The sequence below is a fragment of the Paenibacillus camelliae genome (assembly GCF_023715345.1).
Lineage (GTDB): Bacteria > Bacillota > Bacilli > Paenibacillales > Paenibacillaceae > Pristimantibacillus > Pristimantibacillus camelliae.
Window position 1 is genome coordinate 154154 of record NZ_JAMBNY010000004.1, and the last position, 19193, is coordinate 173346.

General features: G+C 44.6%; 16 protein-coding genes. 14 read left to right on the forward strand and 2 right to left on the reverse strand.

The annotated features are described in order from the left end of the window. Positions 1-60 precede the first annotated feature (60 nt). The 10 genes from M3180_RS10300 (at position 61) to M3180_RS10345 (ending at position 13565) form a co-directional block, all read left to right on the forward strand. The gene (locus M3180_RS10300) at positions 61-1026 is read left to right on the forward strand and encodes an ABC transporter permease (RefSeq protein ID WP_251667337.1); all 966 of its coding nucleotides are present in this window, start codon (positions 61-63) and stop codon (positions 1024-1026) included. 12 nt (positions 1027-1038) lie between these two features. Next, on the forward strand, positions 1039-1944 hold the full coding sequence (locus M3180_RS10305) for a carbohydrate ABC transporter permease (protein WP_251667339.1): 906 nt from the start codon (positions 1039-1041) through the stop codon (positions 1942-1944). A 114-nt stretch (positions 1945-2058) separates the two neighbouring features. Then, complete coding sequence (locus tag M3180_RS10310; RefSeq protein WP_251667340.1) at positions 2059-3195, forward strand: family 8 glycosyl hydrolase; 1137 nt, start codon at positions 2059-2061, stop codon at positions 3193-3195. A 397-nt stretch (positions 3196-3592) separates the two neighbouring features. Further along, positions 3593-4147: a glycerol-3-phosphate responsive antiterminator gene (locus tag M3180_RS10315; RefSeq protein ID WP_251667341.1), complete on the forward strand. Its 555-nt coding sequence runs from the start codon at positions 3593-3595 to the stop codon at positions 4145-4147. A 23-nt stretch (positions 4148-4170) separates the two neighbouring features. Further along, positions 4171-5661: a glycerol kinase GlpK gene (gene glpK, locus M3180_RS10320; RefSeq protein ID WP_251667342.1), complete on the forward strand. Its 1491-nt coding sequence runs from the start codon at positions 4171-4173 to the stop codon at positions 5659-5661. A 146-nt stretch (positions 5662-5807) separates the two neighbouring features. Next, complete coding sequence (locus M3180_RS10325) at positions 5808-7496, forward strand: glycerol-3-phosphate dehydrogenase/oxidase (protein WP_285855683.1); 1689 nt, start codon at positions 5808-5810, stop codon at positions 7494-7496. 324 nt (positions 7497-7820) lie between these two features. After that, on the forward strand, positions 7821-8936 hold the full coding sequence (locus M3180_RS10330) for a sugar ABC transporter substrate-binding protein (protein WP_251667343.1): 1116 nt from the start codon (positions 7821-7823) through the stop codon (positions 8934-8936). A gap of 178 nt (positions 8937-9114) precedes the next feature. Beyond that, the gene (locus tag M3180_RS10335; RefSeq protein WP_349774477.1) at positions 9115-10635 is read left to right on the forward strand and encodes a sugar ABC transporter ATP-binding protein; all 1521 of its coding nucleotides are present in this window, start codon (positions 9115-9117) and stop codon (positions 10633-10635) included. Then, the gene (locus M3180_RS10340; protein WP_251667344.1) at positions 10632-11618 is read left to right on the forward strand and encodes an ABC transporter permease; all 987 of its coding nucleotides are present in this window, start codon (positions 10632-10634) and stop codon (positions 11616-11618) included. The genes M3180_RS10335 and M3180_RS10340 overlap by 4 nt, the downstream gene beginning before the upstream one ends. Before the next feature lie 420 nt (positions 11619-12038). Then, positions 12039-13565 carry a carboxylesterase/lipase family protein gene (locus M3180_RS10345; RefSeq protein ID WP_251667346.1) on the forward strand — a complete coding sequence of 509 codons (1527 nt, stop codon included), beginning with the start codon at positions 12039-12041 and terminating at the stop codon, positions 13563-13565. A 24-nt stretch (positions 13566-13589) separates the two neighbouring features. Here the strand turns inward: M3180_RS10345 and M3180_RS10350 are convergent, their stop codons facing one another. Beyond that, positions 13590-14345, reverse strand: coding sequence for a helix-turn-helix transcriptional regulator (locus M3180_RS10350; RefSeq protein ID WP_251667348.1), 756 nt, complete (start codon positions 14343-14345; stop codon positions 13590-13592). 130 nt (positions 14346-14475) lie between these two features. On the opposite strand from M3180_RS10350, the gene M3180_RS10355 reads away from it, so the two are divergent. Further along, a complete protein-coding gene (locus tag M3180_RS10355) occupies positions 14476-15417 on the forward strand; it encodes an alpha/beta hydrolase (RefSeq protein ID WP_251667349.1) in 942 nt (313 codons plus the stop codon). An 88-nt stretch (positions 15418-15505) separates the two neighbouring features. Beyond that, positions 15506-15931 carry a DUF3237 domain-containing protein gene (locus M3180_RS10360; RefSeq protein WP_251667351.1) on the forward strand — a complete coding sequence of 142 codons (426 nt, stop codon included), beginning with the start codon at positions 15506-15508 and terminating at the stop codon, positions 15929-15931. A 306-nt stretch (positions 15932-16237) separates the two neighbouring features. Here M3180_RS10360 and hflX read toward each other — a convergent pair whose 3' ends face one another. Continuing rightward, positions 16238-17524 (reverse strand): GTPase HflX, encoded by a 1287-nt coding sequence (hflX, locus tag M3180_RS10365; protein WP_251667353.1) that lies wholly within the window; start codon positions 17522-17524, stop codon positions 16238-16240. 170 nt (positions 17525-17694) lie between these two features. Between hflX and modA the strand changes: the two genes are divergently transcribed. Next, positions 17695-18486, forward strand: coding sequence for a molybdate ABC transporter substrate-binding protein (gene modA, locus M3180_RS10370; RefSeq protein WP_251667354.1), 792 nt, complete (start codon positions 17695-17697; stop codon positions 18484-18486). Continuing rightward, positions 18483-19157, forward strand: coding sequence for a molybdate ABC transporter permease subunit (gene modB / locus M3180_RS10375; protein WP_251667356.1), 675 nt, complete (start codon positions 18483-18485; stop codon positions 19155-19157). The genes modA and modB overlap by 4 nt, the downstream gene beginning before the upstream one ends. Positions 19158-19193 lie beyond the last annotated feature (36 nt).

Consider the following 19193-nt stretch of genomic DNA (forward strand, 5'->3'; position numbering starts at 1 on the left):
CATCGCTGCGGTCCCTTCTTTCAACCATAGATTGCTTGACGTGAGAGAGGAGAATTCACAATGGAAAAAGTGGAGGTAGCTGAAACTGTTCATTATCCGAAAAAGTCGCCAAATAAGTTTTTGCAATTTTTGAAGCAATGCGGAAAACAACATGCACTTTTAGTAATGACGATTCCATTTTTAATATGGCTTTTTATATTTAAGTATTTACCAATATGGGGTTGGACCATTGCTTTTCAAAACTATAGACCAAGTAAAAGTTTTGCGGAACAGGAATGGGTTGGCTTTCAGCACTTTGCGTTTTTGTTTGAGGACGAGCGGTTTTTAAGAGTATTGCGCAATACATTAGCAATGAGTGGAATTAATCTAGTACTAGGTTTCGTCACAGCCATTGCATTAGCACTTTTATTAAATGAAGTTCGCGTTGTTGTGTTTAAACGGGTAGTACAAACGATAAGTTATTTGCCTCACTTTATTTCTTGGGTTGTCGCAGCAGGGATTGTACAGCAGACGCTATCGCCAGATGGCATTATTAATGAACTGTTATTGCGATTTGGATTAATTAAAGAAGATATATTATTCCTTGGTATTGGTGAGTACTTCTGGGGGATATTCGGAGCTGCACATGTCTGGAAGGATGTAGGTTGGAATACAATTGTATATTTAGCTGCCATGACAATGATCGATCCGGCACAGTATGAAGCCGCAGAGATCGATGGTGCAGGTCGAATACAACGAATGTGGCACATTACGTTGCCAGGAATTAAGTCCGTAATCGTTGTCCTGCTTATTATGAATATTGGTTATCTTCTAGAATCTGGCTTTGAGCCGCAGTACCTATTAGGAAACGGTATGAACGTAGACTATTCAGAGAATATAGATATCTTTGTGTTGAAATACGGGATAGCACAAGGTAACTTCTCTTTATCGATAGCTGCAGGGATGTTTAAAACAGTTGTCAGCTTCATTCTGCTGTTTGCAGCCAATAATATCGCGAAGCGCTTAGGCGAAGCGAGACTTTACTAGAAAGCAGGTGAGATGATGCGTACAAATTTTTCGACAAGCGATAAAATATTTGATTACGTAAACTATGCTTTGTTGACATTATTAATGATTGTAACGCTCTATCCATTCTTAAATACACTAGCCATTTCATTTAATGATGCGAAGGATTCTATTCGTGGTGGCATTTATCTATGGCCAAGAGAATGGTCATTGGACAATTATCGTTATGTCCTCTCAGAAAAAAGCATTTATAACGCAACCGTCATTTCTATCCTAAGAACAGTAATTGGTACAGTAGTAACCGTTTTTTGTTCTGCTATGGTAGCGTATGCGATCAGCAGACAGGATTTTGTTCTGCGCAAGTTCGTAACAGTTGCGTTTATTTTGACAATGTATATTAACGGTGGATTGATTCCTAACTTCCTATTAATTCGTGACCTTAACTTACTAGATTCGTTTTGGGTATATATATTGCCAGGTATTATCGGGGTATTCAACCTTATTATTATTCGCTCCTTTATTGACGGACTTCCGGAAAGCATTCTGGAATCAGCTAGAATCGATGGAGCTGGTGACTATCGTACGTTCTTCAGCATCGTGCTGCCGTTATGTGTGCCCGTGCTTGCAACCGTTGCGCTGTTCAGTGGTGTGTTTCAATGGAACTCATGGTTTGACGTGTTCTTATACAACTCCTCTACGATTGAACTAAGTACGCTGCAATATGAGCTGCAAAAGATTCTGCAAAACTCTAATGCTTCAATGACACAGAAGACAGCAGGAGATGCGTTCGCGGGGGCGATGCAAAACCAAGGTCAGGTAACACCTACTGCTGTTCGGGCAACGATGACGATCGTCGCATCTGTGCCAATTATTATGGTTTATCCATTCCTACAGAAATACTTTGTTAAAGGTATGATGGTCGGTGGCGTAAAAGGTTAAATTTACACAGTAACATCTATACTTTGACACGTTCGAATGATGCTCGAATTGCTTTATAATGGTCTACATTCAAGCTATTTTACAACTAAAATAAATAGAAATGGATGATGGCAGATGACGAATGCAGTAAAGCAAGGTGCTTACTATACGGGACAATATCGCAATCTGTTTGCTGAATACGGTTACAGTGAAGCAGATATTGCCGCAAAGCTTCAGCACACATGGGATGCGTTGTTTGGCGATGACGAGACAACGAAAATTTACTATGAGCTGGACGAGGACAAAGGCTATTTGCTAGATACAGGTAACCATGATGTTCGCTCTGAAGGCATGTCTTATGGAATGATGATGGCCGTTCAATATGACCGTCAGGATATTTTCGATAAGCTGTGGAACTGGACATACAGCTTCATGTACATGACTGAGGGCATTCACAAAGGCTACTTTGCATGGTCCTGCCAGCCTGATGGGACGCGTAATGCTCAAGGGCCAGCACCAGATGGTGAAGAGTTTTTCGCGATGGCGCTATTTTTCGCTAGCAAGCGCTGGGGAGATCGTGAGGCACCTTACAATTATAGCGAGCAAGCGAAGGACTTACTTCGTACTTGTCTTCATCAGCAGCCACCGGGCTTTCCAATGTGGAATCCAGAAAACAAGCTGATTAAGTTTGTACCAGAGGTGGAATTCTCAGATCCGTCGTATCACCTGCCCAACTTCTATGAGTTGTTTGCGCTGTGGGCACATGAAGAGGATCGTACCTTCTGGAAGGAAGCTGCGCAAGCAAGTAGAGATTATATTAATATAAGCTGTCACCCGGTTACAGGACTTGCTCCTGAATACGCACATTATGACGGTACTCCGAATCATATTCGCGGCTTTGGTTATTTCTTCAGTGATGCGTATCGTGTTGCTGCTAATATCGGCTTAGATTATGCATGGTTCGGCGTTGATGCTCGTCAGCAGGATATTGCTAATCGGATTCTTGCATTTTTTGCAGACAAAGAGCCGGATGATTATCGCCGCTATACCATCGAAGGGAAGCCTTTCGAAGAAAAGTCGCTTCACCCTGTAGGATTATTGGCGACCAATGCTCAAGCAGCATTAGCAGCTAGCGATGAGCAATTGGCAAAAGCAGCTGTTGAATTATTATGGAATACACCGCCACGTACAGGTGATCGCCGCTACTATGACAATTGCCTTTATATTTTTGCGATCCTTGCATTAAGCGGTAACTACCGTATTTATGCATAATAATATCTTGCAGCAATAACGATTCAATTACGATATCAACAACTGCTTCCATTTAAAGAGGCTTATCCACGGCTAATTCAACGCTGTCGGATAGGCCTTTTTTGCAGCTTCATTATCGCAGGCCAGTAGAGCTACAGCGATGTAGCAGAGCTCGTTACCAATAATCGCCTTTTAGTATTGGTACTTGACGCAGTAAGCCGTAGTCATTCATAATATTGTCGAATAACGAATGATAGCATTTACATTCCCATTTAAGTAACTGTTGTTCGCTTCGTTATCATTTGTGCAGATGAACAAACCATTATGATTGTCACAATGAATTCTCACAATATCGCCATAACGATGTTCTATAACAAAGCACTAGCCAATGAATAGCACACTGTAAGGAGAGGGATCGATGAACCAACTTAATCAGGCTGTACTTCCAGCTGCTCGCAAGATGAAGGATGTAGAGGCTGTTCTAGAATCTTCTCATCACTATATGGTATTGCTTGGCGGTCACATCGGACAGTTAAAGGCGATCGTTGACTTGATCAAAGGACATAACAAGCAAGTTTTTCTTCATGCTGATCTGATAGACGGATTGAAAAACGATGAGCATGCAGCTGATTTTCTATGTCAATCGATTCGTCCAGCAGGTATTATCTCAACAAGAGCAAGCGTTGTCATGCGAGCGAAGCAGAGAGGGTTAATAGCCATTCAACGTATGTTTTTAATTGATAGTGATGCGATCGAGCGGAGCTATCGTGTGATTGAGAAGGCAAGTCCTGATTACATCGAGGTGCTGCCAGGCATTATTCCGGAGATGATTCAGGAAGTGAAGGGACAGACGGGCATCCCTGTTATTGGTGGAGGCTTGATTAAGACGCATCAGCATATTACGGAAGCATTAGATGCAGGAGCAGCAGCGATTACGACCTCTCGAAAGGAATTATGGACCTATCGCAAATGATAGAGAGTAAAGGAGGAGTTCGTATGGCAACATTCATGATGTCGATTGATCAAGGGACAACAAGTACACGGGCATTATTGATTAATAAGCAAGGCGAAGTTATTGAGATTGTACAGGAAGAACTGCCATTAATTTATCCTCATCCTGGGCATGTAGAGGTTGATGCGGAGTACATATGGGAGTCAACCTTGCGTGTAGTGCGACAGCTGTTACAAAAAGCTAACGTTGAGGCGAAGGCCGTACAAGGGATCGGGATAACGAATCAGCGGGAAACGACGATTATATGGAACAAAGAGACAGGGAAGCCAATCTATCATGGTCTAGTATGGCAATCACGTCAAACCTCAGCGCTATGTGAGCAGCTAAAAGCAGAAGGGCATGAAGAGACCTTTAACAAGAAGACAGGACTCGTCATAGATCCTTACTTTTCTGGCACGAAGGTTCGATGGGTGCTTGAGCATGTTGATGGTGCGAGGGAGCTTGCTGAGCAAGGAAAGCTATTGTTTGGTACAGTGGAGAGCTGGTTGATCTGGAAGCTGACGAACGGCCGGGTGCATATTACTGACGTATCGAACGCATCTCGGACTCTGATGTTTAATATTTATACTCGCGCATGGGACGAGGAGCTTTTGCAATTGCTCACAGTCCCATCGTCTATGCTGCCTGAGGTGAAATCTTCCTCCGAAGTCTATGGCTATCTTGATGAGGGTGTGGTAGGCTACCCGATTCCCATCGCTGGCGCAGCAGGTGATCAGCAGGCGGCGCTGTTTGGCCAGCAGGCTTATCATGTCGGAGATACGAAAAACACGTACGGAACAGGCTGCTTTATGCTAATGAATACGGGTGAGAAGCCGATTGCGTCTAAGCATGGTCTGCTTACAACGATAGCCTGGGAGATTGATGGTAAGCTAGAGTATGCACTGGAAGGAAGTGTATTTATAGCTGGTGCGGCGATTCAATGGCTGCGTGATGGCTTGCGCCTGATTGAGGATGCTGCAGAAACCTCAGAGGTTGCAGCTAGCTTAGAATCGTCAGAAGGCGTCTATGTTGTACCTGCTTTTGTAGGGCTGGGCACACCGTATTGGAACAGCGATGTACGTGGTGCGATGTTTGGGATCACAAGAGGGACATCGAAGGCACACTTGATTCGAGCAGTACTAGAATCGCTAGCTTATCAATCTCGTGAGCTGCTTGCGGTCATGCAAGAGGATTCAGGCGTTAAGCTATCGAAGCTGGCAGTAGATGGCGGTGCAATTCGCAATGATTTTCTGATGCAATTTCAAAGTGACATCTTAGGCGTAGTAGTAGAACGACCAGCTGCAAGTGAATCCACTGGACTTGGAGCAGCGTTTTTGGCTGGTCTTGCTGTAGGCTACTGGAGTGGCAAGGAAGAGCTTACTACGCTGCGTAAAAGTGAACGTGTTTTCATACCGCAAATGGAAGAAGCAAAGCGAGAGCAGCTATTCAAGGGCTGGCTTCGTGCTGTGAAGGCGGCAATGGCATTTTGTGAGTAATTGTGATATACTGACGACAAGTTAATAATGGTTGGAGATATGGAGAAACCGCGAATGCCGTTCATATGAGCTTTTATGCTCGTACAGAACGGCTTCCGAGGTTTCTCTTTTTTGTTTTATCTGCACGAATTAAGGGAGATGAGAGCATGAGAAGACAGCGTGAGGAAGAGCAGTTTAGTGTGTTGCATCGTACGCAAACGCTAGAGAGGATGGCTAGTGAACAGCTTGATCTGCTAGTCATCGGTGGGGGAATCACTGGAGCAGGTATAGCTCTTGACGGCGCAGCAAGAGGTCTAAAGCTAGGCTTAATCGAGATGCAGGATTTTGCAGGCGGCACATCGAGCCGCTCTACAAAGCTTGTACACGGTGGACTGCGTTACTTGAAGCAATTGGAGATTGGTGTTGTCGCTGAGGTAGGGAAGGAACGGGCCATCGTATACGAAAATGGACCTCATGTGACAACGCCAGAGTGGATGCTGCTGCCTTTATATAAGGGAGGTACATTTGGCCCCTTTACAACATCCATCGGTCTGCGAGTCTACGATTTTTTAGCAGGTGTAAAACGAAATGAGCGCAGAGCGATGCTTACTGCTCAGCAGACGAGGGCTAAGGAGCCTTTGCTGAAGGAGGAAGGTCTTAAAGGCGGCGGCTACTATGTGGAATATCGAACGGATGATGCTCGCTTAACGATCGAGGTAATGAAGAAAGCGTATGAGCTTGGCGCCCTTGCTGTGAACTATGTAAAGGCTGAGCAGCTGCTGTATGATGATAATCATAAGCTAGTCGGTGTTCAGGTGCGTGATGTTACGACCGATCAAACCTATAAGCTATATGCTAAGAAAATGATTAACGCAGCGGGCCCTTGGGTGGATACGATTCGTGAGATGGACGGCTCGAAGAAAGGAAAGACGCTGCGTCTAACGAAGGGAGTTCATCTTGTATTCGACCAGTCTCGCTTTCCGCTAAGGCAGGCAATATATTTTGATATTCCTGACGGGCGTATGGCCTTTGCCATTCCACGTGAAGGGAAGACCTATTTCGGAACGACAGATACGAATTATACAGGTGACGCGGCAAGTCCAATGATAACAGCAGAGGATCGCAGCTATTTACTAGCTGCGGCGAACAACATCTTTCCGAGTCTTCAGCTGCAGGATCAAGATATAGAATCTAGCTGGGCAGGACTGCGCCCACTTATTCACGAGGAAGGCAAATCACCGTCTGAAATATCCCGCAGAGACGAGATATTCGTTTCGGATACGGGGCTTATATCGATAGCAGGAGGCAAGCTGACCGGCTATCGTAAAATGGCAGAGAATGTTGTCAATAAAACACTGGAGCTTCTCGCAAGCGAGGGTCGTCCATTACAGGTGTCGAACACTTCGACGCGGAACATTCCTATTTCCGGTGGGGAATTCGGCGGCTCCCACAACATGGCAGCCTATATGGATACTAAAATTGAAGAGCTTACGCTGATGCCTATCAGCAGAGAGGACGCTGCTGTGCTAGTCAAGCGTTACGGTACGAATATCGATACGATCTATTCGATGGCGCAAGACGCGATTGCTTGGGGCAAGGCGTACCAGCTGTCTACTCTACAAGCGATCATGCTTAAATATTCGCTACAGTACGAGATGACGGTTAAACCAGATGATTATTTCATTCGACGAACTGGGGATCTGTTTTTCCGCATTAATGAGGTGGAGACCTGGAAGGAGCCCGTGCTTCAGGCGATGGCCGCTGAGCTTGGATGGTCAAGTGAACAACTAGAGCAATATCGCACAGAGCTTGAACGCAAGCTTGCCGAGGCAAAGCAAGCACATCCGGATCGGTAAGTTGTATAACGTTGTATGCATAATAGAAAACTAGACTCGTTGTATATGGAAAGTAAATATACGGGTAGCTAGAATAAATAGTAATCAGTAGTTAAAGCTCAAAATGACAGGCAGGATTAGAGAGCATAGATGAGTGGAAAGGGATTGCGCTACGATAGGTAATCCCTTTTTTTGTATGATTATGCATAAAAATTAGTATAATAGTATCTTTATAAAAAAATATGTTGACACCTTATTCTAAATCCGATAGGATTACTGTGTATTAACTACTTCATTGACTTTAAGCAATGAATAACTAGGAACAGACATAAAGGGGAGAGTTAAATGAAATCTAGCAAGTTGTATTCATTAGTAATGTTATTACTGGCAGCCGTATTGGTTGTTACTGCATGTGGAAGTAATAATGGCGGCTCATCTTCATCTAATACGCCTAAAGTTGAAGTAGAAAACCTTCCAGCTGCATTAGTTGAAAAGGGAGATATTAAAATTAAAGTCATCCGTAAAATCGGTGGCGACGATCATACAGCACAATTTCTAGCAGGAGCGAAGAAAGAAGGAGAATCACTTGGTTTTCAAGTCGATACGTTTTCTGCTAATGGCGATACATTAAAGTTCCATGAAGCACTTGAGCAGGCAGCTAATTCAGATGCTGATGCGGTCATTGTTTCACACGGTGACGATCAAACAGCAGTAGAGCTTGTTCAAAATATTAGAGATAAAGGCATTGAGGTTGTCACGTTTGACTCACTTGATGAGATGCAATCTGTAGAAGGTGTGACGACGACTTCTCAGGATGATCGTTCACTAGCTACACTTGCACTTGATCATTTGCTTGAAGAAACAGGCGGCGAGGCTAACATTTTTTATCTTTGGGTAGATGGTTTCCCAGCCATGGTACGCCGTAACGAAGTATATCAAGAAGTATTGTCTGCTAATCCTGGCATCGTAGAGCTTGAACGTTTCGGAGTAGCTAGCGCTAATACTTCTGTCGATACGCAAGATGCGGTAGCAATGCTTTTGGCTAGATATCCAAAGGGTGAGCTGGATGCGATCTTTGCAACATGGGATGCATTTGCGATTGGTGCTTACCGAGCACTCGTAGAAGCGGGTCGTACAGAAGTTAAAATCTATGGTATTGACGTGTCTAATGCGGATCTAGAAGCTATTCAAGCAGAGAACAGCCCGTGGGTATCTACAGCTGCTGTTGATCCAAAGCTAATCGGTGCAATCAATGTACGTCTAGCTGCTAAGAAGCTTGCTGGAGAAGAGACGCCTCCAACGCATAATCTTGAAGCAAGCCTAATTAAACAAGCCGATCTGGCAGCTGCAGCTGAGCCAGTGAAGGAAGATGAGCTGAGCTCTATTATTCCAAGCTGGGGCACTAGCGATGCATTCCTTGAGGATTGGATGAAGGACCTTAAGGCAGCAAACGAGAAGTAATGCTTGCATCATTTATATGAGTTCAGCGTATACGAACCAAAATACTAGTAATCGTTAATAATCAATATTAATAATGAGCTTTTCATCGTACAATAGCAATATAGCAATGCGTAGAGCGCCCTTCTCATTCTAGCTATGAGGAAGGCGCTCTATATCCTGTTGAAGGTGGTGGGAGCAGTTGAAGCCTAACGAAAAAGTCAAGCTGGAAATGAACGATATATCGATTGCCTTCCCTGGTGTACAAGCATTGTCTTCTGTAAACTTTCAGATGATGTCAGGTACATCACATGCATTAATAGGCGCAAATGGAGCGGGTAAGTCAACGCTAATGAAGGTGCTAGCTGGAGCGTATGACCATTACACTGGCAGTATAACCTTGGATGGGAAGCAGCTGCCAATCCGTAAGCCCAAGGATGCCAAGGATTATGGGATACAGATTGTGTATCAAGAGGTAGACATGCTGCTTATTCCAAATCTGTCAGTAGCAGAAAATATTATGCTGGAGAAGCTTGTGCATGACTACAAGGGGAAAAGCGTTGTAAGCTGGAAAAAAATCCACAAGGAAGCCGCAGAGATTATGAAAAGCGTTGGGTTGGAGCTGCCAACAGGAAAGCTCGTTCAGGAGCTAACACTAGCAGAAAAACAGCTCGTGCTGATCGCGCGGTCGCTAACAATGGATTGTAAATTCCTTATCCTTGATGAGCCGACCGCGCCACTTAGCGATAGTGAAACGTCTCGTTTATTTGCATTAATTGAGCGTTTGAAGCAAGAAGGAGTCGGCATTATATTTATATCCCACCGTCTACCAGAGCTGTTTCAAATCTGTGATGACATTACCATTCTACGTGATGGACAGCACGTAATCTCCGCACCTATTCATTCGATGGATCAAGCACAGGTTGCGCAGCATATGCTCGGCACACAGCTAGAAGCACAATTCCCTGAACGATCCTCCCATGCAGGCGAGCTTGCCTTCGAAGCGGACAACATAGCAGACGGTGATAAGGTTCATGGCGTTTCTATGCATGTACGTAAGGGAGAGATAGTGGGCATCGCTGGTCTTGTTGGTGCAGGAAAAACGGAGCTGTGCCGTATATTATTCGGAGCAGCACCTAAAACACAAGGTGACATTCGGTTAGACAGCAAGCGGATCAGCTATAAAGCTCCGCATCAAGCGGTTGCACACGGAATAGCAATGATTCCTGAGGAGCGTCGCCGTGAAGGAATATTTGTTGAGGATACGGTTGGTGTGAATTTAACGATTGCTAATCTTACGCCACATACGAGAGCGAAGACGTGGCTTAGCCGAGCGAAGGAAAGACTCGCTGCACAATCGATGATTAGTAAGCTAGGCATTAAGACGCCTAATGACACAACGCGCGTCGCTAACTTATCTGGCGGTAACCAGCAAAAGATCGCCATTGGCAAATGGCTGCTCGCTGATGCCGAGGTGTATATTTTTGATGAGCCGACCAAAGGCGTCGATGTCGGAGCGAAGCGGGATATCTACAACCTGATCGCTGAGCTTGCTGAGCAAGGGAAAAGCGTTATCTTCGCCTCAAGTGAAATGGATGAAATGATCGGAATTACCGATCGAATGTACGTCATGTATGACGGGAAGGTAGCGAAGGAGCTCGTAACTGCTCAAACGTCAGAGGAAGAAATTATGTTTTATAGTACTGGAGGACAAGCAGGATGAAGGCAGCAAAAGTCAGCGGCAAAGGAATCAATTGGTTTGATTTTCTTTACAAGTACGGAACATTAATTACCATCGTATTGTTGATAGCATTTTTTGGCCTTGCTACAGATAATTTTTTAACGAAGGAAAGTATTATCGGAATCTTTCGCTACATCTCGATTACAACGATCATTGCGATTGGTTTAACGCTGTCCTTAGCGGTCGGTGGCTTTGACCTGTCCGTAGGCTCTACCGCTTCATTAGCGAATGCAGTCGTTATATCTATGTTTGTGTGGCACAGTCAAAACATGTTTGTAAGCATCCTTGTCGTCGTTGTGCTGTGCGTGCTTGTTGGTGTCATTAATGGTTTTCTTGTCACGAGCTTTAAGATTCAAGATATGCTTATGACGCTTGCTACGATGTTTGTCATTCAAGGGGTTGCCTTAACGTATACACGTGGTGCAACCATCTCAAAAAATATGATTATGCCTAGCGGTGATTACGCTCCAGGCTCCATTCCAGCAGTATTTGGACAATTGGGAAAACAACCATGGATCATAATTATTATGCTCGTTGCCGTACTGATTGTTCACCTATTGCTCACGAAAACGAAGCACGGCCGTTATATGTATATGATTGGTGGTAACGCTGAAGCGGCTAAGCTGTCTGGGATTCCGGTGAAAAAATATCGTTTTATTGCTTACGTGCTAGCAGCATTGTTTGCTGGAATTGGCGGTATGGTTCTAGCTGCACGTGTTATGACAGCTGAAGTGAATGCGGGGGCTCCGTACTTGATGGATGCCGTGGCTGCAGCCTTTATCGGCTACTCCGTGTTAGGCTCTGGTAAGCCGAACGCATTCGGTACGTTTGTTGGTGCTGTATTGATCGGGATACTATCGAATGGTCTCATTATGTTGTCTGTACCGTATTATGCAATGGACATTGTTAAGGGAGCGGTGCTCGCGCTAGCGCTTGGCATTACCTACTATAAGCGTAAGCATTAATAGGTTTGACAGCTACGTACGGCTTTACAATTCTAATTCGACTTCTACTAGAAAACGACTGCCTTTGTGCACTGCACGCCAATGGTTAGACACATCTAACCATTGACCTGTAGTGCAGTGGTGGTCGTTATTTTATTGTGCGACTTAACGATGGTCTTTATATGTTCTCTTATAGCTCTGACGTCTATTCTAGCTCCTTACGTTCTATCACGTCTACGCATATTTCGTCCCATATATGAACGCACCATTATTTTGTTAGACCAACGACCATAGAATATATCAATTTTATATGAGAATGCATCATTGTAATCATAAGGGGTGTCCATTAAAGTCTAACTTGAAAGAGTAGTGAGATGTGTAAGCGTTTTCCGTGTTGTGACATGTTTAAGCAAGTATGTGTAGTAGAAGGGAGCGTTAGTCATGTTAAGGCTAGTTAAAGTTGAGAATGGTTTAGTGCAAGGCTTACCAGCAGCTGATCCCCGCATTACAAGCTTTAAAGGAGTCCCGTTTGCAGCACCGCCAACAGGTGAGAATCGCTGGAGAGCGCCTCAGCCTGCTGAGGATTGGGAGGGCATTTATAACGCGTATGCCTTTGCTCCGGTTTCTATGCAGGTTAGACAGGAGATAGATGATAACAATATTTACACACGAGAATGGGCAGTTGAGCCGGACATTGCCATGAGCGAGGACTGCCTTTACTTAAATGTATGGACACCCGCGAAGGACCCTTCTGAGAAGCTTCCCGTATTTGTATGGTACTTTGGCGGGGGACTGCAGGTTGGTCATACTGCCGAGATGGAGTTTGACGGAGAGCGTATTGCTAGACGAGGGATCGTCGTCGTTACGATCAATTATCGCCTAAATGTATTTGGCTTTTTAAGTCACCCAGACATTACGGCAGAGGCACCAGAAGCGCCAGCTAACTTCGGACATCTCGACCAGCAGGCGGCCACAAGATGGGTGAAGCGCAATATAGCTGCTTTCGGTGGTGATCCTGACAATATGACGATTGGCGGACAATCTGCTGGTGGAGGAAGCGTCATGAGCCAGCTAACCTCGCCACAGAACGAGGGATTGTTTCAGAAGGCGATTGTTCAAAGCGGCGTATTTACACCATTGTATCCGGGGAATCGAATGCCTAGATTTAGAAGAACCTTAGCAGAGGCTGAGCAGGAAGGCGTTACCTTTTTCGAATATTTAGGTGTGTCCTCTCTTGCAGAGGCACGTGAGCTTGATGCCGTTTATTTACGTGACAAAGCGGTCGCTTATAAAGGCTTTTGGGGGACGGTGGAGGATCAGAAGTTCAGCGTAGGCAACCCATTTGAGTTGTTTATGGAGAATAAGCGCCTAATGGTGCCGGTAATGCTAGGACATACCTCCTCAGAATTCTTCAGTGCTCCGAATGTTAGCAGTGTTGAGGAGCTGCGACAAATGGCTGAGGAAATGTTCGGCGATGATGCTGAGAACTTTTTAAAGCTATGTCAGGTTGATTCAGCTAATGTTGCATTGTCTAAGGAGAAGGCTGCGGTGAGCAGCATTGAATACGCGATACGGGTATTGGGTCATGAAAACACCAATTCTGGTGCGAATACGCCTATGTACTATTATAACTTTGACGCCGACATACCGGGCTGGGACAATCCGGGCACATTCCATTCGGTCGATCTTTGGTTTTTCTTCGAAACGCTTGCTAAGTGCTGGCGTCCATTTATCGGGAAGCATTACGATCTAGCACGTCAGATGTGTAATTACTGGGCGAACTTTATTCGTAGCGGTGATCCGAACGGTGAGGATAGCACGGGTGACCAGCTACCGACATGGGCACCCTATACGTCAGATGCACCATACGGAATGCTTTTTGCGGATAAATCAACGTTTTTGGAGCAGCAGCCAAGTGATATGATGCAGTTTCTTGTGCAGCAATATTTTAAGAGAAACAAACAATAAACTAATCAATTTAGGGGCAGCATACTAGCTGCTCCTAAATTGATTAGGCGTAACACCGGTCACCTTTTTGAATTGTCTAATGAAATGCTCGACATTTTGATATCCGCATCGAAAAGCAATCTCTGTAACGCTATCCGTACTATGACTTAAATGCTCCTTAGCTAGACTAATACGGCTTTCAATAACATCCTCCATACAGGTTACTCCGAAAGCTTTTTTATACATCGTTTGCAGGTAGCCGGGGCTGATCATTAGCTGCTCCGCCATTTTTTGAACCGTCCAGTAATCGTTAGGATTGTTTTGAATTGCGTTACGCAGCTGTAATAGATTGTAATACTGTGGTGTGAGTTTAGTTTGGATGTTGGATTCGAGCAGCTTATTGAACAATAATCGAAGCAAGTAATCTATGGAGGAACGTTTGTAGTCTCTATCATAATTGTGTTCTATCGTTAATAGCTCCATTAGCTTATGGCAGAAGATAGGATCGTTTAAGGAAAATGGTACACCGAGCGGGAGAGACGTTTCTGTAATGTACGGCTCTTTCGTTTCAAAGCGAAGCCAGTCATTCGTGAATTCGTCAGCACAAGCTTTATAATAAACCTTTTGCTGCGGACGATAAAGGATAGCGCTATGAGCGGGGTATTGTTGAAGAGTACCGTCGACCCAGAACTCAGCAGGTGTTTTCGTCATAACGAGCAGCCAATGATAGCCTACAGGAACATCGATTACGAAATCGCTAGCATGTGTCCGATTACATTCAACATAGTAAATATGCGTCATCCTAATCCCCCTTATCTATTGAATCTATTATAGCATAGGAGAGTATGTGCAATGATAGCGTGCTAAGGGAGGATATTTAAGGGTAATTCAGAAGTACTACTAATAACAACTAAGGAAAGGAATGATTGTTATGGATAAAAAAGCAGCAGCGATTGCAGCTAATGAGATGCCAGAAGGAACACAATTGATTTACGGTCAGTATCCTGAGAGAGGGGTCTATTATTCTAGCAGCTACATCCCGAATATAACCTACGCTGAATACGATGGGATAGAGAGAACGCTTCAGCTCATTGTGCCACATTGTGCGGGGAGAAAGTTTCCTTTAGTTGTGTTTATTCAAGGCTCAGCATGGAGAAAGCAGGACAAGTACGCAGCCATACCTAATCTTAGTCATATTGCAGCAAAGGGATATGTCATTGCAAGTGTCCAGATTAGAGAGACAGATATCGCTCCTTTCCCGGCAGCGCTAGAGGATGTGAAATGCGCGATTCGCTATATGCGAAAGCATGCAGAGCAATATGGTGTAGATCCGCAGCGAGTAGCGGTATGGGGAGACTCCTCTGGAGGCCATCTATCCTTAATGACTGGACTTACAATTGGCGAGTATAATAATGGGCTGTACCAAGATTATTCGGATGAAGTTAGCGCCGTCGTGGACTATTATGGTGTCTCAGACCTCCTAACGCTAGGCCGGTATAATGATATTCTTGATCATGATGCAGCGGATTCTCCAGAAGGATTATTCATTGGCGGCAAAAAAGTAAAAGAACATATCGAGCTTGCTAAAAAAGCGAGTCCTATCTATCAAAATATGAACAAGGAGCTGCCTCCGTTTCTTATCGTACATGGTGACAGCGACAGCATCGTACATATTAATCAAAGCGTAGAGATGTATAAAGCACTCAAGGAGCACGGTCAACAAGCGCTTTTTTATAAGGTTGTCGGCGGGGAGCATGGGATGGGAGTGTGGCATCCACAGGTGCTTGATGTTACCGAAAAATTTTTATCGGCACATTTATATCGCCCAATGCTTGAAAAGCCGCCTTTCCAGCATGAAGTAGAGGCTGAATAACCTGTGTCCCATGATTGAAGGCTTACGCTAGTCTAATATATAAAATATAACAGCAATCATAGCAATAGATAGAGACATTACACTGGAGATGATAAGGTTGAAGCTGGAGCATATATTTACCGTACATGTCAGAATTGACAAAGCGATAGAGCTGAAGCAGGAAGAAGGGCTTTCTGTAGTGATGATTACCTTTGGCGGGACTGTCACAGGACCGTATTTTGAAGGAGAGGTGCTTGAGGGCGGAGTAGATACACAAATCATTGGCAAGGATACGCATACATTATCTGCAAGATATATGCTGAAGGGAAAGGACCATACCGGCAATAGCTGCACAATTTATGTGGAGAATAACGGTCATATTCATAATCATGATGCTGCTGCATATGCTTTTCGAACGACGCCCAAGCTTATTACAGATAGTCCTTCGCTTTCCTTCTTGAATGAAGCACTATGTGTTGGTGAAGGAATACCGACAGAAATCGGGATAGATATTGTCATCCGTAGATGGGTGTAGTATTCGTATAGGGGCTGAAACGAGATGAAACGACCACAACATGGTGGTCGTTTTTTATGTCTACCTAACTAATACAATGAGATAGAGATCGCTTATCTAATTATCTTCTATATACGATCAAACTTATAATCTATTAAAATGATCATGTTTGATTGAGTGTTAGATGCAATAAAAAAGCTGGACAGAATAACAAGAAGCTTTCTGCCCAGCTCAGCTGTATTTCGTTATAGAGACTTATTAAACAGACTGTTAATGAGTTAATGATATGCTTGGTGCTAAGTCATGCCGTCCATATTGGATGCATGACTAGCTTAACGCATGCTCAATAAAGTGCTCCTTGTAGCGATCAAAATCAATCTGACTGCATTCCATCTCAAGTCGGGTGCCGTTTTCTTCATATTCTGTGGAGAAAATTTGGCCATGCTCATTAAAATAAGAGACGATACCGCCCTGATCATATGGAATAAGTACGCTGCATTTTACATAATTGCTGAATAGCTGTGCTCGAATCGACTGAATGAGCTCCTCTAATCCTGCGCCATCGCGCACGGACATGTAGATTGAGTTGCCATTTACTGCAGGATACGGTGTATCGGTTAGATCACATTTATTATAGGCGTAGATCATGTCGATGCCCGTTGTTCCTATGTCCTCTAGCGTTTGATTTGTCACCTCGATCAGCTTATCGTAGTCCTCGTTCGAATAGTCTACGACATGCACGAGCAGATCAGCCTCAGTCACTTCTTCGAGCGTAGATCGGAACGCTTTAATAAGATGGTGCGGCAGCTGGCTAACAAATCCCACGGTATCGGTGAGCAGGAAGCTTTTATTATCGGGCAGCTCAATATTGCGTACGGACGTTTCTAACGTAGCGAACAGCATGTTCTTCACAAAAACTTCCTTTGTCGTATCCGGGTCAGTATAACGCAGTAGGGCGTTCATTAAGCTTGATTTCCCTGTATTCGTATAACCTACAAGACAGACAACAGGAACCTCATTCTTCTTGCGCTTCAAACGCTGAGTTTGTCTTGTTGCAACGAGACGCTCAAGCTCATGCTGCAGCATGGAGATCCGCTCTTCAATACGACGACGATCCAGCTCCAGCTTCGTTTCCCCTGCACCTCTGTTGCGCAAGCCTGCGCCACCGGCACCACCTTGACGGCTAAGGGAGGCACGCAAGCCAACAAGACGAGGGAGCATATATTGAAGTCGTGCAACCTCAACCTGCAGCTGAGCCTCTCTCGTTTGTGCGCGCTCTGAGAAAATATCTAGTATAAGGATCGTACGATCAATAACCTTACGATCAAGCTCTGCCTCTAGGTTGCGGATTTGAGAAGGGGACAGCTCATCATTAAAGATGATGGTTTCTACTTGATGGGCTTCTGCCATCGCACGCAGCTCGTCAATTTTTCCCGTGCCTATGTAATGGGAAGGATTAATACGCTGCGCTTTTTGAGACAGCCGATCTACTACACTAATATGGCAAGCTTCAGCTAAAGAAGCTAGTTCATCCATACTGTAATCAAAATCAGCCTGTGGTCGATCATTAATATGCAGGCCTACAATAATGGCTTGCTCTAATTGTTCACTCATAAATATCCCTCCATCCGAGTTGGAAACAGTGTAGCATATGAAAAAAGTGCAAGCAACCTATAGTATACCCGGCTTTTCCGTGTCTACACAGCTACCATTATGACCAATTTCGTGCTATTGTGAATGTTATTAGTGATAGCAATGCAGCATGAGAAGCAAGGAGGTTTGCTATGAATAGAATGATAAAATCCCTTCTCACGGTCGCAATACTTCTCCTAGTCTGTACAAGCTGCTCCTCTACAAGCGACAGCGGTACATCTGAAGCTGGTTCAGCAACGCTGCTTCTATCTGCAGCAGCAAGCTTGAGTGAAGTGATGGATCAGGTCATCGCCTCATTTCATAAGGAGCACTCCAATATTAAGATTGAAGTGAATTATGCTTCCTCAGGTACATTGCAGCGACAAATTGAACAGGGTGCACCTGCCGATCTCTTTATATCAGCGGGCGAGAAGCAGATGACTTCACTAGTTGATCAGGGGCTCGTTACGCAAGTCGTTCCATTGCTTAGTAATGAGCTTGTTGTCGTTGGAGGATCAACGCTTCAGCTCACGACAGACACACTGGAGCAGCTATTGCAAGAGACTAACCCTTCCTTTATAGCGATGGGTGAGCCCGACACGGTTCCTGCTGGTCAGTATGCGAGGCAGGCGTTAGATAGCCAGCAAATATGGTCTGTTTGGAAAGAGTATGTTGTATTTGGAAAGGATGTGCGCCAAGTGCTTGCCTATGTTGAACAAGGAAATGCTGATCTTGGCTTTGTATATAAAACAGACGCAATGTCTTCGAACCAGGTGAATATTATTCAAACCGTAGATGAAGCGCTGTATGATCCGATCATTTATCCATTAGCCGTTGTTTCTACGACAAAAGCGCCAGAGGCTGCTCAGTTATTTTATGACTACTTGCAGCAGGAGCAAGCGATAGCAATCTATAAGCAGTATGGGTTTACGGTTGCACAATGAGTGAAGTATTTAGCTGGCAATCCTTTATTACTCCTGTCATTGTTTCCTTAAAAATTACTTTGCTTGCTAGTGTTATTGTCTTCGTTCTTGCGCTTGTTGCTGCCAGATGGATGAGCAGATCGTCATTTCGAGGGAAGCTATGGATTGATGTATTGTTTATGCTGCCGCTTGTGCTGCCGCCCACCGTTGTTGGTTTTATACTATTATATGCATTCGGGAAGCAGGGATTCGCAGGACGGCTACTTTATGAAGTGTTTGACTTCTCTGTTGTGTTTACATGGTGGGGAGGTGTTATTAGCGCAGTGGTCGTTGCTTTTCCACTCGTTTATCAAACGATAAAAGCTGGCTTCGATGGAATAGATCGTGATCTGGAGGACGTCGCTAGATCACAAGGAGCTAACGAATGGCAGGTGCTGCGTTACATCTCAATGCCGCTAATTTATCGCATGCTGCTTGTCGGTTATATGCTCGGTTTTGCTCGGGCACTCGGTGAGTTCGGTGCAACGCTAATGCTCGCGGGCAATATTCCGGGCCGGACACAGACGATCGCTACTGCGATTTATATCGCAGCAGATAGCGGAAAAACCTCACTTGCGCTTGGCTGGGTTATCGTCATGATTTTGATATCCATTTTACTGCTGCTTATTGTGAGACAGCCCGCAAAAAGTTAATACTATGCGCCCTGAGGAAGTGTTTGTCATTGCTTT

Bases quoted from the DNA above. Each gene is read 5' to 3' on its own strand.
- glpK (WP_251667342.1), top strand. From the start codon at position 4,171: ATGGCAACATTCATGATGTCGATTGATCAAGGGACAACAAGTACACGG.
- M3180_RS10330 (WP_251667343.1), top strand. From the start codon at position 7,821: ATGAAATCTAGCAAGTTGTATTCATTAGTAATGTTATTACTGGCAGCC.
- M3180_RS10305 (WP_251667339.1), top strand. From the start codon at position 1,039: ATGATGCGTACAAATTTTTCGACAAGCGATAAAATATTTGATTACGTA.
- M3180_RS10315 (WP_251667341.1), top strand. From the start codon at position 3,593: ATGAACCAACTTAATCAGGCTGTACTTCCAGCTGCTCGCAAGATGAAG.
- M3180_RS10360 (WP_251667351.1), top strand. From the start codon at position 15,506: ATGATAAGGTTGAAGCTGGAGCATATATTTACCGTACATGTCAGAATT.
- M3180_RS10355 (WP_251667349.1), top strand. From the start codon at position 14,476: ATGGATAAAAAAGCAGCAGCGATTGCAGCTAATGAGATGCCAGAAGGA.
- modB (WP_251667356.1), top strand. From the start codon at position 18,483: ATGAGTGAAGTATTTAGCTGGCAATCCTTTATTACTCCTGTCATTGTT.
- M3180_RS10340 (WP_251667344.1), top strand. From the start codon at position 10,632: ATGAAGGCAGCAAAAGTCAGCGGCAAAGGAATCAATTGGTTTGATTTT.
- M3180_RS10300 (WP_251667337.1), top strand. From the start codon at position 61: ATGGAAAAAGTGGAGGTAGCTGAAACTGTTCATTATCCGAAAAAGTCG.
- M3180_RS10325 (WP_285855683.1), top strand. From the start codon at position 5,808: ATGAGAAGACAGCGTGAGGAAGAGCAGTTTAGTGTGTTGCATCGTACG.
- hflX (WP_251667353.1), bottom strand. From the start codon at position 17,524: ATGAGTGAACAATTAGAGCAAGCCATTATTGTAGGCCTGCATATTAAT.
- M3180_RS10350 (WP_251667348.1), bottom strand. From the start codon at position 14,345: ATGACGCATATTTACTATGTTGAATGTAATCGGACACATGCTAGCGAT.
- modA (WP_251667354.1), top strand. From the start codon at position 17,695: ATGAATAGAATGATAAAATCCCTTCTCACGGTCGCAATACTTCTCCTA.
- M3180_RS10345 (WP_251667346.1), top strand. From the start codon at position 12,039: ATGTTAAGGCTAGTTAAAGTTGAGAATGGTTTAGTGCAAGGCTTACCA.
- M3180_RS10310 (WP_251667340.1), top strand. From the start codon at position 2,059: ATGACGAATGCAGTAAAGCAAGGTGCTTACTATACGGGACAATATCGC.